Raw genomic sequence first — 12153 nt, forward strand, 5'->3', positions numbered from 1 at the left:
GAGGGTGAATCTTACTCTTTTTAGAGCTTTACGCAACACAATTTAGCCTCAAGATTGTATTTCACAATGCAACACAACGAGAAGATTTTTACGACCAGGTTCATGGAATGGTGCCATATAATATTAGCTCCGATATGTTTTTTAAAAGCAACTTCGAAATGGGTCACTTTGTCGCTTTCATACATATAGAAGAAAAATGAGGTTTTTTTACAACCAATGCCCCCAAAAAAAATCTTAATATGATACGAAAACGCAATGAAATTGTGCAAAAACGAATGGAATAATTTATAAAAAACGGTTGTTTTTTACCTTCTTTTTTTACCTATAAGGTAGGACGGTGAAAAGCATGAACGATGAGTTATTAATAGAGGAGTGTAGAAGAGTTTTAAGAAGGATCGCTTGGCGGTTGCAGTATCAAGCAAAGAAGATTTCCACCCGAGAGCTTCCGATCATAGAAAATATCTGTGGGCAGAATCAAATGTCTTCTGTAGATTCTAAGTTACACTTAGAAGAAATGTTGAACTCCCTTCCGGATAAAGCAAGATTTGTTATTGAGCAAGTAGTGATCAATGGAGTTGCAGAAGAAATAGTTGCACAGCATTTAGGCATATCTCAACAAGGCGTAAACAAATACAAACGGAAATATTTAGGGATACTTCGAAAAAAATTAGAGTCTAACCTGCAAGCAGTTAAGTCGTAGGCCCTCCCAAATGGAGGGTTTTTTTAAAATTTTTTATAACACGAATAGCCCGATCAACGTCTTGATTAGGCTAAATCCCTTTGCTACCGGTCATGTTTAAACACCTTACCAAACGAGCTACAAAGGCCCTTTTATGCGTTTTTATTCTAGGTGTAAGGTTGGCTAGTCATTGAAAAATCGAAATTTACCCCATTAGAACCGTTCAGATGATTGGTCACTCCATCAAAAAAGAACCCGATCACGCTCTAATTTATAACAAGAGCCCCAACTAAAAAGTTGAGGCTCTTGTTTGGGCGACCGCCAACCAAATGACAAATAAGCCATTTTTTCCCTTAACGTGGGTTTCTGGTTACTTTGCTGGCGGTACCCCATTTACTAGCCTATTGACGCTCATAATGATCTGGTCGGTTCGAAGGAGATTCGATCCTTACAGATCACAAGGTCTCCTTTTTCCGCTTATTTTCAACATAGGTTAGAAAAGCTTGCATTCCTTTAAGCCAAAGAGCCAAAAAGGGTGTCGTAACTGGTAGTACTATCAGGGCATATAGGGGTGCTAATTTAAAATAGTCATGCATGATATCATTCGCTGTAATCTCTGTTGACGGGGTCATTACACGCTCAAAGCCATACTCTAAAATAAGCATCAGCGTAGCACCAACTGACCCCATGAAAAGGGGGATTATAAAACCTAGAAAAGCACATAAAACCCAATATACCCATAGGCGAATGTTCCTGAATGCCTGGAAGTAACCTGAAATACCAGAAATAACAGATACAGGAAATAGGGATGTCACAAAAAACCATAACCATCCCCCAAACGATGCTCCCCCAACCGACATGCCACCAGCTGCGAAATCCCCGAGAAAAGAAATGATAAAACTCAAAAAAAACATAGTCACCAAACCGTAAATAAGACCTACTAACGTAGAGCGCACTTTAATACAAATGGTCGCTCCCTCCCCCAATTGAATTAGTTTCAATATTATTATTATTTATCAATAAATTCCACATATTATCAAATGCACTTCATTAGTGGATCGCGATCTCTTTGTTATTTAAGCGTTTTTCGCTACTTATGCTTGAATGTTAATTACTTGGCCCAGTAGATTTGACCTATTCTGAGATTTTCGATGTCGTGGCATAAATGACCGAGATTCCTTTAATTGAAGGACCTTTATCAAAAAGTTTAACGTTCGGTTGTAGAAAACCAATCCTGATTACCTATATGGGTGAAGGTGATTGATATCAACATAGCATGAAGGTTGGGCGACCTTTATGTTATGCGCCCTTATCATTCATCTTACAATTCCTATAGGAGATGGATATAAATGGCAAACATTGTAGAATTGCGTGTAGCAGCGTTTATCCCTGATGAATGGTTATTAGTTACTGCTGATCCTTATAACAATTATTATGGTGAAGGAAACAACCGTGATTTTACCTACTGGACGGAAAATCAGAATAAGCTATTTAAAATGGCTCAACACATTGTGATTAATTGGAATACTTCCACAATTGACGTATACAAAGCGGTGGGACCAACTAGAACGAAAATTGAAAATAGGGCAACCGGAAAGGAATATATTAAAGAATATCCGTTGACAAGCGACAAGGATATCACATATAAGAATACAGTTTTAACCCCAACGACTGCGTCCCTATATATCAAAGGTTCGGCTGGAAATTCTGCTTTGCCGGAACTTTCCCCTGCGATTGACTGGGAGTACAACATTTCTGTTGATAGAAAAACTGGACGTGTAAGTTTTAACGGAAGACACGATGGTTTCCCTAATCATGAGATTTATAAACGAATTGATAAAGGGACTCCAGTAGAACTTTATAGATTCTATAAGAAGACACCTGGACATTTGGTTGATCCAATGGATGTTGAAGTGAATTTTTCAAAATAAAGTTCAGAGAATCGGAAAGTCGGCTATCCAACTAATGGATAGCCGACTTTCTACAACACCGTACGTACCTTTCGGTATACGGCGGTTATTCTCGAAGAAGATAGACGATTGTGAAGGCTAAACCCAACACGAATAGCCCGATCAACATCTTGATCAGGCCAAATTCCTTTGCTACCGGTTATGTTTAGACCCCTTACCAAACGAGCTACAAAGGCCCTTTTATGCGTTTTTATTCTAGGTGTAGGTGGAAGGGATTGGATAGTCATTGAAAAATCGAAATTTACCCCATTAGAGCCGTTTAGAATGATTGGTCACTCCATCAAAAAAGGAAGCATCGCGGCATACCCCTAAAGGTATCCGGATGCTTCCTCTTTTTGTTTTCCCCATCCTACTTCCTACAAAAATAAGGCCCACACCATTGGGTTTCATGGGTCTTCACATACGTCCACGTAAAATCCTTATCCACGACATACACATCGTATTCCGTTTCCAAGTCCGCGACAGAAAACACCGCAGCATTTTCCAAGATCAACACTTCATTGGAAAGCTGGTAAAACACATAGTACGACTCATGGGCAACTTTCTGAAAGGCTTCATCCGCTTCCTCGCGTTCAAGACAATCCCTCAGCTTATTGCTGAATAAATGCCACAGATACCCCTGGTAGCCGTCTTTATTTTTGAGAAAAATCCTCTCTTTATCTTCTTCGGTCAGATGGCTCGCAAAATGCTTCTCCCATTCTTCCCGTAAGTACGGTCCCCAAATAGACAGCTCTGTTGTCTTCGTGTTCTTCTCCTTCATCCGATCAGCTAGTTTCATTGGGCGCCTCCATGTTGACACAAGATCATTTCTAAGAAAATACGTATGAATGAGTGAGTCGGTCACGTCTCACCTATTGACAAAGAAAAACGAGGCGCATATTATAATACCCATAGGGGTATACGTATAAAGTTGATCAATCACATTTCCACTCAAAACATAGGAGGTAGACAAAATGTCTGCACAACCGAATTTTAACGCTGATAAAACGTTAGATTGCAAAGGCTTGGCATGTCCAATGCCTGTCGTACGCACAAAAAAAACGATGGAAGAGATGTTACCGGGTCAAGTGATGGAGGTACAAGCGACTGATAAAGGCTCAATGGCCGATTTGAAAAGCTGGGCAAACAATACCGGGCATGAATTTCTGGGCACGATTCAGGAGGGGGAAGTATTCAAGCATTTCCTGCGAAAAGCGAGTACCCATGAGGTGAAGGAGGAGACGAACTTCCTACGGACCATTTCCAATGAAGAACTGCAAAAAAGGCTGGAAGCCAACGAGAAGCTGACACTCATTGATGTGCGAGAGCCGGCAGAATACGCTTTTCACCGCATTCCTGTAGCCATTTCAATACCCCTGGGAGTATTAGAGCAGCGCTTGGATGAGCTACAGCCCGATGACGACATCTACATCATCTGCCGATCCGGCAAACGCAGCGACATGGCTTGTCAGTTGCTGGCCGAAAAAGGTTTTACCAAAATCACCAATGTAGTACCGGGTATGTCTGGCTGGAATGGCCCGGCAGAAAAACAATAAGGGGGAGAGAAAGATGATGGAACAACAAACAAGTGTGAAGGCGATGACAGCACACGAGCTAACGCAGCTTCTTTTTGCGCAGGAGGAATTGTTTATTCTCGACGTTCGCAATACGAGCGATTATGAGGCTTGGCAAATCGAAGGGCATCGAGTAGTGAGCATGAACATCCCTTACTTTGATTTGCTGGATGGGGTGGAGGCTGTTCTTGAGAAAATCCCTGTAAAACAGAAGGTGTTGGTCGTCTGTGCAAAAGAGGGCTCTTCCATTTTTGTCGCAGAGATGCTAGCAGAAGCGGGCTTTACGGATGTTTCTTACCTGCAAGGAGGAATGAAGACGTGGAGTGAGCATCTGGAGCCAGTGAAGGTGGGAGACCTCCGTGATGGCGGAGCGATTTATCAGTTTGTCCGCATTGGAAAAGGCTGCTTGTCTTACATGATCGTATCAGGAGGGGAGGCGGCTGTCGTCGATACGTTGCGGATGACGGATGTGTACGAAGCATTTGCAGCAAAGCATCAGTGGACGATCAAGCACACCATCGATACTCATCTGCATGCCGACCATATTTCCGGTGGAAAGAAGCTGGCAGATCGGCTCGATGCATCGTATTGGCTCCCAGAAAAAGATGCGGAAGAAGTTACGTATTCCTATCGTAAGCTAGAGGAAGGGCAAGAAATCCAAGTGGGTACCACCAAAATTGTGATCCTGCCGATCTATTCCCCTGGACATACCATCGGGAGTACGTCACTGATTGTTGATGATACGTATTTTCTCACGGGAGACAGTCTGTTCGTCGCTTCGATCGGACGCCCGGATTTGGCTGGGAAAGCAGAAGATTGGGTGGGAGACCTGCACAACACCTTGTATAATCGATATAAAGAGCTTCCCGAGCATTTAGTCGTGTTGCCTGCTCATTTTGGCAGCTACATGGAGATGGGGCCAATGGGTGCCGTATCTGCCCGTTTGGGTGACCTGTATCGCAACAATCCAGGACTAACGATTGCGGATGAAAGTGAATTCCGGCATATCGTTACGCATCATTTGCCGCCGCAGCCGAATGCGTATCAAGAGATTCGTCAAGTGAATATGGGGAAATTAAAACCGAGCGAAGAGGAACAACAAGAGATGGAAGTAGGGCCAAATCGCTGCGCCATTCACGATAAATAACGAAAAGGTTGTTCAAAAAAATCGTCTTTTGATCACGAAGTAGTCCTGAAAAGTTGAATCGGCATCGAAATTGGCGTTCACCTTCAAAGTCCGGTGCTCATGTAGGTCCCCTACACTCCGCTCCTCCTTTTTCAGGTTCTCGCCACTTTCTCGGTGCTGAAAAGCCGACTTTTTGAACACTCATTTATATTCATCTATATAACAGGAGGAATGAAAAATGGCGGATATTGTGGTAGATACAAAAGGTCTGGCTTGCCCGATGCCAATCGTCAAAGCAAAAAAAGCCATGGACGGAATGCAATCCGGTCAAACCATGGAAGTACTCTCGACGGACAAAGGCTCTCTGAACGACTTCACTGCTTGGGTCAAACAAACAGGGAATGAGCTGGTTTCCCATGAGGTTGAGAACGGTGTGTACAAATTTTTAGTGAAAAAGCTGTAAGGAGACAGAAGCGAGCACTTTTGACCGTTTTTGTAGTGCTCGCTTACTCCTGATTTTCATAAACGATACGTACGCCAAGGTGCGTATAGATTTCTTCTTTGTAGTGGCCATTGGGGCATTGCTTTTCACTGAACAAGGCATTTTTGTGTGAGCGCAAAGGTTCTTGGCAGGTGGGGCACCGATGCTGAAAAATGGATTTGAAAAAGCGGACCATTTAAATCACCTTATTCACAGTTATTTACTTGGAATTAATTTTACTTGAAGAAGGTTCATTTGAAAAGAGGGTTGAGCATTCCGATGTGTTAGGTAGGAATGCGAGGAGGATATATGGACGTTTTACTGCTTCTGCTCATGGTCTCTCTCGGTTTTGTCGGCTCCTTTTTTTCCGGATTGCTCGGGATCGGCGGAGCGATCATCAGCTACCCGATGCTCCTGTTTATACCACCGGCACTAGGTGTGGCGCAGTTTTCCGCCCAGGAAGTTTCGGTGATATCGATGTTTCAAGTATTTTTCGCGTCGCTGTCTGGCGTACTGGCTTTCCGCAAAAGAAACGGAAAAAACTCGCCCCTGATTCATAAAGGACTCGTCAGAGATATGGGGGTAAGCATCTTGGCGGGCAGCCTGATTGGTGCGGCTCTCTCCCGATACTTGTCGAATGAAAACATCAATGTGGTGTACGGGATACTGGCGATAATCGCCGTGATTTTGATGCTCGTGAAAAATAGGGGGACAGAAGCGGCAGCAGGGGAGGTCGCATATAACCGCTTCATTGCTGCTGGTGCTGCGTTTGCCGTAGGAATCGTATCCGGGATTGTCGGTGCAGGGGGAGCGTTCATCCTCATTCCGATTATGCTGACCGTGTTGAAAATACCCACGCGGGTGACGATTGCCTCATCTTTGGCTATTGTATTCATCTCCGCAATAGGTGGTGTGATCGGGAAGCTGTCGGGTGGGCAAATTCCGCTCTTGCCCGTTTTGTATACGGTCATCGGAAGTGTTTTGGGTGCACCGGTGGGCAGTATGATCAGCGCCAAGAGCGATGTGAAATATTTGCGCTATGGCCTAATTGTGCTGATTTGTGGAACGGCCATCAAGATTTGGAGTGACATTCTATAAGGAAAGATGCTTTTCGTTGCAAAAGCTTCTTTCGTTTATTTCTATACCCATACAAGTATAAGTATATAGGAGAGGTGTTCTTACATGGAAAAACAACAAAAAGAAAAAACGACGATTGTGTTGTTCAGCGGTGACTTGGATAAAGCGATTGCAGCCTTTATTATTGCGAACGGAGCTGCGGCCTATGATCATGATGTCACGATTTTCTTCACCTTCTGGGGACTGAATACCATGCGCAAGGACGAGATCGTGAAAGTAGAAAAGGGGTGGCTTGAAAAAGCGTTCGGTTGGATGATGCCAAGAGGCGCCAAGAAGCTCGGACTGTCTAAAATGAATATGATGGGCATGGGGCCAGAGATGATCAAGCATGTCATGAAAAAGCACAATGCCCTGACGCTTCCACAACTCATCGAGCTGGCTCAGGAGCAGGGAGTGAAGCTGGTCGCTTGTACGATGACGATGGACTTGCTCGGTCTCAAACAGGAGGAATTGCTCGACGGAATGGAGTATGCAGGTGTGGCCGCTTATTTGGGGGATGCGACACAGGCAAAAGTAAACCTATTCATTTAAACAGCACGCGTAGGCAGCTTGCTTGACATTACCTGGATTTCGCATAAGATACCTGTATGTAAGGTAGTTCCAAGATTGATACGTATGCCTTGTCGTGAAACAGGAGGAATTCATATGGATTACAACTACAGTGACGATATCAAAAGACGTTTAAAACGAATCGAAGGACAAGTCCGCGGTGTGCTGAAAATGATGGACGAGCAGAAAAACTGCAAAGACGTAGTAGCGCAGCTCTCCGCTGTTCGCAACGCTTCAGATAAGGCTATTGCCCAGATTGTAGCGGAAAACCTGCAACGCTGTTTGTTAGAAGAGCAGGCTGCTGGAGGAGACACGAGCAAGCTGGTGAAAGAAGCCGTAGAGCTTTTGGTCAAGAGCCGTTAAACCGATTTTGGAGAGGAGCTTCCTATGAGTTTCACTACGATTCTTTTGCTGTTAGCCTACGCGATCATCATTTGGTATTTGGTCTCTCGCTTCCTTCCTGTGAAAGGATTAGAAAATCTCAAAACAGATCAGTTCAAGGAACGGGTCAACCAAAAAAGCAGGGTGCTGCTCATCGACGTACGCGAGCCGCACGAATATAAAGCGGGTCACATTCCATCAGCGGTGAACATCCCTTTGTCTCAGCTCGATCATCGTGCAAAGGAAATTTCCAGCAAAAACGATATATTGCTATACTGCCGGAGCGGGATGCGTAGTAAGCAGGCAGCAAAAATTTTAAAGAAACACGGCATTCCTCAGATGGCCCATCTACAAGGCGGGTTCATTACTTGGAGTGGTCCGACGAAAAAGAAATAACAGCTAGCACCTGGTGTATGTTTGAATACCTGGGTGCTTTTTTCATGCGATAAAAAACAGGGTTGACATTTCGTTTCGTTGTAACTACAATGATTACAACAAGGCGATGCGGTAAGCGCCTATTCTTTTTGAAAGAGTTGTAACTAATTCGGTTACATCTACAACATACAAAATGGAGGAATATCATCATGAAGATTGCAATTGTAGCAGCAAGCGGTAAAGCAGGTAAGGTAATTATGAAAGAAGCGCTGGATCGTGGCCATCAAGTGACAGCGATTGTGCGTGATGCATCCAAAATCGAGCAAGCCGACGTAGCTGTGATTCAGAAAGATGTGTTTGACCTGACAGCGGCAGATTTGAACGGCTTTGACGTAGTCGTGAATGCCTTTGGAGCACCAGCAGGTCAAGAACATCTGCACGTAGAATCAGGGAAGGCTTTGATTGAAGCCTTGAAGGGTGCTCCTTCTACACGTTTGCTCGTTGTAGGTGGTGCAGGTAGTCTGTTTGTAGACGAAGCCAAAACACTGCGTCTCGTAGAAACTCCTGATTTCCCTAAGGCTTACTTGGCAACTGCGCAAAAGCATGGAGAGTACTTGCATGTATTGGAAGAGTCAAACGGCATTCAATGGACGTATATCAGTCCATCTGCCTTTTTTGACCCAGCAGGGGAGAGAACAGGCGCGTACCGACTCGGAAAAGACCATCTGTTAGTGAACGCTAGCGGACAGAGCTATGTGAGCTATCCCGATTATGCTGTAGCCATGCTCGATGAAATCGAAAATCCGAAGCATCGCAATGAGCGCTTCACAGTAGGCTCCTAATCTCGAATGGAATTAGGCTCCTTAACAAAAAGACCAGCTTCCTACAAAAGGATAGCTGGTCTTTGTTGTGTATCGAGATTATCTGCCAATCCAACCGACGAATGGGTAGGAAAACGGGCGTCCATTTAAGGAATAGATGATACCTTTGATCGGGTAGTAGATCGCCATCAGTCCAAACACAATCAGGAACGGAATCCCAATCAACAAGAAGGTGAAGAACCAGGAAATAGCGATGAGCACCGTCATAATGATGTGGAAGAACAAAGCTTGCAGCGCCATATTTTTGGCGTCACGATTTTGTACGAGCAGCCAGACAAGAATGGGCACAAGGATCGGTGCAAAAAATGTGCTAGCGTGCGTTATGACTTTTACACCTTTATAATCCATAAATAAGTCCTCCTTGATTAGATGTAAAACTTGATCTACTGTCATTGTAACGTATGGATATCACTCAAAAAACCATCATAAGCGTGATTATTTGATCCGACTATAGACGGAGGAATTTTTATTTCCATTCGTTTACTGTTATAGTAGTAAGAAAATCTTTCGTTTTTGGTAGATAATTCGTAATGTTTTTTGGATATGATAAATGGATAAGCAAGAACTGAGAAGGGAGCATATAGACATGATGATCGATTGTCATCATCCGTCCAGCATGAAGGATCGGATGATGTTCTTCTATAATTTTTTGCGGTCACCTGGCCAGGTAGGCAGTATTACTCCTAGCTCCCGTGCGCTTTGTAAACAAATGGTTGCGCCCATCGACTGGGAGCACGCACATACAATTGTAGAATTAGGAGCAGGAACGGGGATTTTTACGAAGTGGATCGAGCAAAAGAAAAAACCGGAAGCCGTACTGGTATCTTTTGAAAAGGAGACCAAGATGCGCAAAAGGTTGGAACCACTATTTCCCGATGTACGATTCCACGAAGATGCGGTAGATTTGAATCGGGTTCTTTCGGACGCGGGATTGGGCAAAGCCGACTGTATTTTGTCAGGACTGCCATTTGCCAACTTCCCACAAGAGCTGCGTGATCAAATTATGGATCAGGTATATCATGCGCTAAAACCAGGTGGAGTATTTGTCGCCTTTCAATATTCGCTGCAAATGAAAAAGCAGCTTTCCTCTGTATTTGAGCAAGTATCGGTGAAGATGGTTCCATTGAATCTGCCACCTGCCTTTGTCTACATTTGCCGGAAGGATGATAGCAAGGGTGTCGGCTAGGAGGATTTCTACATGATTGTCGATATGCTGTCCGAGTCTGTGGGTCAGTTTGGCTATTTTGCTCTTTTCTTTATGTTATGGCTAGGGATTGTTGGTATGCCGATTCCTGACGAGGTGATCGTGCTGTCTGCAGGAGTGCTGACCTCGATGGGAATTCTGCATGTTGTTCCTGCATTTATTGCGACCTATTTGGGTGTCGTGTCTGGGCTGTCATTGGGATATGTGCTCGGGAGATGGCTAGGTGCACCTGCACTGAACTGGATTAGTCGCAAAAAAGGAATGAACAAGTACGTAGATCAAGCACAGTCGCTGCTCGATCGTTACGGAAGCTACGCTCTATGTATCAGCTATTTCTTTCCTGTCGTCAGACATGTGGTTCCTTACTTGGTCGGGATCGGGAAAATGACGTTTCCACGGTACGCCCTGTTTTCGTATACCATCGGCTTTGTATGGACGTTGATCTTGTTTTTGCTTGGTCATTTCATGGGAAATAAGGTGGAGATGCTTACTTCTTATGTGGCCTTGTTGAATAATCGAACCGTGATTTTCTCTGTCTTAGGTGTACTGGTTCTCATTGCTGCTACTTATTATGGATTTACTGTTTGGAAAAAACAAAAAAGCATCGCAGCTGCACCACAGCCTCTGATGATCGATCGTGATCGGCAAGAGTAATCTGAATGTAATCATAACGAACCCTCTGCGTGGAGCAGAGGTTTTTTTGTTTTTTATCATAAAAAAACCCCGTCCGTATGTGCGGCAGTGGCACAATGGAGGGGCTTTGGACAACGATTAAGAGGTAGCCTTGTTTCTTCGAATGTTTCGCTGGCGCAGCCATTCCGGCAAGATGATTCCGAGTAAAATGATCACGACACCGCTCACTTGGAGTAGAGAGACAGATTCATTCAGAATGACATAGGAGGAGAGTACAGCCATAGGTAGCTCAGCTGCTCCTAATATAGCTCCCATCCCCGGCCCTATATGGGGCATACCATAATTGAAAAAAACGGTCGGGATAAAAATACCGAAGAAGGCGAGCAAAAATACGTATGGAAACAACCCGTCCAACAATGCTCCGTTGAATAGAAAAGCGGGTGGGTAAATCAGGCTGGCCAACAGAAAAGAGCCAGTCGCCATGCTGGAACTACGAATCCACGGATTAATTGCAATGGCAATTTTCCCGCTGAACAAAATAAACAATGTAAAAGAAACGGCTGAGAGTAGACCGAAGACGACACCAAGGATATGAAATTGGGCCAAACCGCCGCTCTCAAAAATTCCTCCTGAAAGAAGGGTTCCTGTCAGCAGCAATAGGAGGGAAAAAATCGTCTCCTTCCCCGGCATTCGGCGAGTCATCACAGCTTCAACCAGTACGCCCATCCATGTGAACTGAAACAAAAGGACGATGGCGATCGAGGCAGGGATATATTGCAGGGCATTGTAGTACATAATTCCCGTGGAGCCGACAGACAGACCTACGGCGACCAATAAAAACAACTGGCGGAGGGGAGGCTTGGTCCGCAGGAAGAAAAGAGCGGGTATCCAAGTCAGCACAAAACCCAAAAACATTTGCCCACCAATTACTTCTGCGGGCGAATAGCCTTGCTTGTAGGCAAGCTTTACGATGGTTGATAGTATGCCGTAACTACATGCTCCGAGAAAAACCAGGAGGATGTATCTCATCTGATGCATCTCCTCACATACGATAATAATTCTTAGCTAGGATATTACGACAGCGTCCGTTTGTCTATGGATGAAGAAGATTCCATTTTTAGTTCGAACAAAGGTTTATGTTTGATCCCAGCGGGAAATAGTGAAATGACACTATATAATCGTAC

Annotated in this window: 16 protein-coding genes; 12 read left to right on the forward strand and 4 right to left on the reverse strand. The window is 44.3% G+C overall.

Going from position 1 to position 12153, the window contains the following annotated elements; all coding sequences use genetic code 11:
• Window positions 1–346: 346 nt before the first annotated feature.
• Window positions 347–700: a sigma-70 family RNA polymerase sigma factor gene (locus HPY27_RS27365; protein WP_173624243.1), complete on the forward strand. Its 354-nt coding sequence runs from the start codon at window positions 347–349 to the stop codon at window positions 698–700.
• A gap of 434 nt (window positions 701–1134) precedes the next feature.
• Here the strand turns inward: HPY27_RS27365 and HPY27_RS27370 are convergent, their stop codons facing one another.
• Entirely contained in the window at window positions 1135–1593 is a 459-nt protein-coding gene (locus tag HPY27_RS27370; protein ID WP_217368928.1) for a hypothetical protein, read from the reverse strand.
• Window positions 1594–2028: 435 nt separating this feature from the next.
• Here HPY27_RS27370 and HPY27_RS27375 point away from each other — a divergent pair, with 435 nt between their 5' ends.
• The gene (locus HPY27_RS27375) at window positions 2029–2610 is read left to right on the forward strand and encodes a DUF3238 domain-containing protein (RefSeq protein WP_100169641.1); all 582 of its coding nucleotides are present in this window, start codon (window positions 2029–2031) and stop codon (window positions 2608–2610) included.
• 388 nt (window positions 2611–2998) lie between these two features.
• Here the strand turns inward: HPY27_RS27375 and HPY27_RS27380 are convergent, their stop codons facing one another.
• Entirely contained in the window at window positions 2999–3427 is a 429-nt protein-coding gene (locus tag HPY27_RS27380) for a DUF4275 family protein (RefSeq protein ID WP_173624242.1), read from the reverse strand.
• Window positions 3428–3602: 175 nt separating this feature from the next.
• Between HPY27_RS27380 and HPY27_RS27385 the strand changes: the two genes are divergently transcribed.
• The 8 genes from HPY27_RS27385 to HPY27_RS27420 all read left to right on the forward strand — a co-directional run bounded on the left by HPY27_RS27385 (window position 3603) and on the right by HPY27_RS27420 (window position 9093).
• Window positions 3603–4184 (forward strand): sulfurtransferase TusA family protein, encoded by a 582-nt coding sequence (locus HPY27_RS27385; protein WP_174226439.1) that lies wholly within the window; start codon window positions 3603–3605, stop codon window positions 4182–4184.
• Window positions 4185–4197: 13 nt separating this feature from the next.
• Window positions 4198–5349 carry an MBL fold metallo-hydrolase gene (locus HPY27_RS27390; RefSeq protein WP_174226440.1) on the forward strand — a complete coding sequence of 384 codons (1152 nt, stop codon included), beginning with the start codon at window positions 4198–4200 and terminating at the stop codon, window positions 5347–5349.
• Between the two features lie 217 nt (window positions 5350–5566).
• On the forward strand, window positions 5567–5791 hold the full coding sequence (locus HPY27_RS27395; protein WP_007719853.1) for a sulfurtransferase TusA family protein: 225 nt from the start codon (window positions 5567–5569) through the stop codon (window positions 5789–5791).
• A 327-nt stretch (window positions 5792–6118) separates the two neighbouring features.
• Window positions 6119–6907: a sulfite exporter TauE/SafE family protein gene (locus HPY27_RS27400; RefSeq protein WP_017246904.1), complete on the forward strand. Its 789-nt coding sequence runs from the start codon at window positions 6119–6121 to the stop codon at window positions 6905–6907.
• Window positions 6908–6991: 84 nt separating this feature from the next.
• The gene (locus HPY27_RS27405; RefSeq protein WP_017246905.1) at window positions 6992–7477 is read left to right on the forward strand and encodes a DsrE/DsrF/DrsH-like family protein; all 486 of its coding nucleotides are present in this window, start codon (window positions 6992–6994) and stop codon (window positions 7475–7477) included.
• A gap of 114 nt (window positions 7478–7591) precedes the next feature.
• Window positions 7592–7858 carry a metal-sensitive transcriptional regulator gene (locus tag HPY27_RS27410; RefSeq protein WP_012683835.1) on the forward strand — a complete coding sequence of 89 codons (267 nt, stop codon included), beginning with the start codon at window positions 7592–7594 and terminating at the stop codon, window positions 7856–7858.
• 24 nt (window positions 7859–7882) lie between these two features.
• A complete protein-coding gene (locus HPY27_RS27415) occupies window positions 7883–8272 on the forward strand; it encodes a rhodanese-like domain-containing protein (protein ID WP_173624237.1) in 390 nt (129 codons plus the stop codon).
• A 188-nt stretch (window positions 8273–8460) separates the two neighbouring features.
• Window positions 8461–9093 carry an NAD(P)-dependent oxidoreductase gene (locus HPY27_RS27420; RefSeq protein WP_174226441.1) on the forward strand — a complete coding sequence of 211 codons (633 nt, stop codon included), beginning with the start codon at window positions 8461–8463 and terminating at the stop codon, window positions 9091–9093.
• A 78-nt stretch (window positions 9094–9171) separates the two neighbouring features.
• Here the strand turns inward: HPY27_RS27420 and HPY27_RS27425 are convergent, their stop codons facing one another.
• Window positions 9172–9480, reverse strand: coding sequence for a DUF4870 domain-containing protein (locus tag HPY27_RS27425; RefSeq protein WP_017246908.1), 309 nt, complete (start codon window positions 9478–9480; stop codon window positions 9172–9174).
• Window positions 9481–9718: 238 nt separating this feature from the next.
• Between HPY27_RS27425 and HPY27_RS27430 the strand changes: the two genes are divergently transcribed.
• Both HPY27_RS27430 and HPY27_RS27435 read left to right on the forward strand, forming a co-directional pair.
• Entirely contained in the window at window positions 9719–10318 is a 600-nt protein-coding gene (locus tag HPY27_RS27430; RefSeq protein ID WP_017246909.1) for a class I SAM-dependent methyltransferase, read from the forward strand.
• A 12-nt stretch (window positions 10319–10330) separates the two neighbouring features.
• Window positions 10331–10990, forward strand: a complete 660-nt coding sequence (locus tag HPY27_RS27435; protein ID WP_174226442.1) for a DedA family protein — start codon at window positions 10331–10333, stop codon at window positions 10988–10990.
• Window positions 10991–11107: 117 nt separating this feature from the next.
• Here the strand turns inward: HPY27_RS27435 and HPY27_RS27440 are convergent, their stop codons facing one another.
• A complete protein-coding gene (locus HPY27_RS27440) occupies window positions 11108–11998 on the reverse strand; it encodes an EamA family transporter (protein ID WP_017246911.1) in 891 nt (296 codons plus the stop codon).
• Window positions 11999–12153 lie beyond the last annotated feature (155 nt).

The sequence above is a fragment of the Brevibacillus sp. HB1.1 genome (assembly GCF_013332445.1).
Classification (GTDB): Bacteria; Bacillota; Bacilli; order Brevibacillales; family Brevibacillaceae; genus Brevibacillus; species Brevibacillus porteri.

Excerpts from the sequence above, each read along its gene's own strand:
- HPY27_RS27430 (WP_017246909.1), top strand. The coding sequence starts at position 9,719 with ATGATGATCGATTGTCATCATCCGTCCAGCATGAAGGATCGGATGATG.
- HPY27_RS27385 (WP_174226439.1), top strand. The coding sequence starts at position 3,603 with ATGTCTGCACAACCGAATTTTAACGCTGATAAAACGTTAGATTGCAAA.
- HPY27_RS27435 (WP_174226442.1), top strand. The coding sequence starts at position 10,331 with ATGATTGTCGATATGCTGTCCGAGTCTGTGGGTCAGTTTGGCTATTTT.
- HPY27_RS27410 (WP_012683835.1), top strand. The coding sequence starts at position 7,592 with ATGGATTACAACTACAGTGACGATATCAAAAGACGTTTAAAACGAATC.
- HPY27_RS27405 (WP_017246905.1), top strand. The coding sequence starts at position 6,992 with ATGGAAAAACAACAAAAAGAAAAAACGACGATTGTGTTGTTCAGCGGT.
- HPY27_RS27380 (WP_173624242.1), bottom strand. The coding sequence starts at position 3,427 with ATGAAACTAGCTGATCGGATGAAGGAGAAGAACACGAAGACAACAGAG.
- HPY27_RS27440 (WP_017246911.1), bottom strand. The coding sequence starts at position 11,998 with ATGAGATACATCCTCCTGGTTTTTCTCGGAGCATGTAGTTACGGCATA.
- HPY27_RS27415 (WP_173624237.1), top strand. The coding sequence starts at position 7,883 with ATGAGTTTCACTACGATTCTTTTGCTGTTAGCCTACGCGATCATCATT.
- HPY27_RS27365 (WP_173624243.1), top strand. The coding sequence starts at position 347 with ATGAACGATGAGTTATTAATAGAGGAGTGTAGAAGAGTTTTAAGAAGG.
- HPY27_RS27420 (WP_174226441.1), top strand. The coding sequence starts at position 8,461 with ATGAAGATTGCAATTGTAGCAGCAAGCGGTAAAGCAGGTAAGGTAATT.
- HPY27_RS27370 (WP_217368928.1), bottom strand. The coding sequence starts at position 1,593 with ATGTTTTTTTTGAGTTTTATCATTTCTTTTCTCGGGGATTTCGCAGCT.
- HPY27_RS27375 (WP_100169641.1), top strand. The coding sequence starts at position 2,029 with ATGGCAAACATTGTAGAATTGCGTGTAGCAGCGTTTATCCCTGATGAA.
- HPY27_RS27395 (WP_007719853.1), top strand. The coding sequence starts at position 5,567 with ATGGCGGATATTGTGGTAGATACAAAAGGTCTGGCTTGCCCGATGCCA.
- HPY27_RS27425 (WP_017246908.1), bottom strand. The coding sequence starts at position 9,480 with ATGGATTATAAAGGTGTAAAAGTCATAACGCACGCTAGCACATTTTTT.
- HPY27_RS27390 (WP_174226440.1), top strand. The coding sequence starts at position 4,198 with ATGATGGAACAACAAACAAGTGTGAAGGCGATGACAGCACACGAGCTA.
- HPY27_RS27400 (WP_017246904.1), top strand. The coding sequence starts at position 6,119 with ATGGACGTTTTACTGCTTCTGCTCATGGTCTCTCTCGGTTTTGTCGGC.